We start from the raw sequence: 1,225 nt of genomic DNA on the forward strand, positions 1-1,225 counted from the left end.
CATTTAGAGGCTGTTCCACTCGTTCCTTCAAGTCTTTTTAATATGTTTTGGTCTCGCATTTTCGAGAAAAGACTTGTTACCTTTTCGGCACTATCTAGACCAGAGAGATCCTTTGCTTGTCGGTTATTTATACTGCCATGTTTCATTACAAATTCTAACAGTGTTTTTTCAATCCCTTGAGAAGGTACATGACGAATTATCATTTTCACATAATTACCATCTTCATATATTTCAGGTGATTTTAAACCGATTGCTGCCATTTTTTGAAATGCGGTATTCATACCCTCACCAAGATCCTTATTTGGTGCATTCTTAAATTTTGAAAGTAACCTGACGATTTTAGGATTTCTGGAAAATCTATTCTCTAGTATATTGTCGACCGTTACTAAACCCGGTAGTCTGCCAGGGCTTTTAAACTCTATTCTATTGCTAAATATGCTAATTAGCACATTGTCTGAAATAGAATAATCGCGGTGGATCAGTGCATTCACTAATATTTCCCAAAGTGTCTCATCCGGATAGTAAGCACTAACAAAGCCATTAATTGTCCAAACGCGTGTTCTTTCAAGTAACTCTTTTATACAATAAAACGTCGAGCTAAATAAATTAAACAATGGACCCTCTAGTGAAATGTTTTCTTGCAGGTTATCTCTATCAATATCTTCATCAATTGTATCATAACGGACAACTCTAACAGCACATTGGCGGGGAATAATCGAGCTTGGTGTTTCTGAGAATAATAATAAGGCAGCAACTTTAGGTATCCAATTATTTGTATCTACTAAGTGTTCTTTTAAAAGAAAATTCAATGGATCTGGATCAGTTACAGGTAACTGACTCAGAAAATCAGCCAATACTTTACTGTCAACTAGGTCATCAATAATAGCATCGGCAACGATAGAATCTTCTTCAGTTGTTATGCCTTTTGAATGGGTTAGCTCAAGTATTTTATTAGGCAAAGATAGTTTTAAACTTTGTGCGCCTCTCCGTACATATATATCACCACTTGCTGTTTTATGAACGGATGTATCTTTTCTGATTGTGACATGCAGAATGTAATTATGTGTTTGTCCTTTTAGTCTTAGGAAATTATAGTAAAAGTCAATTGAAGGATTCAATTCAGAAAGAGCCTGGATAATACTATTAAAACCTTCTATCTTTTCGAAACCATCCCATCTCTTTAAAACATCTTTTTCATGTTTATCATCCTGTACACCAATTAATA

At 34.7% G+C, this 1,225-nt stretch carries 1 protein-coding gene; it reads right to left on the minus strand.

The window, feature by feature from the left end; translation table 11 throughout:
- Nucleotides 1-1,225 (minus strand): ATP-binding protein (locus V2A85_RS23790; protein ID WP_420072569.1); only part of this gene is annotated, 1,225 nt, incomplete at both ends.

Source organism: Yersinia sp. 1252 StPb PI (assembly GCF_048593885.1).
In the GTDB taxonomy this organism is placed as follows: Bacteria; Pseudomonadota; Gammaproteobacteria; order Enterobacterales; family Enterobacteriaceae; genus Yersinia; species Yersinia enterocolitica_E.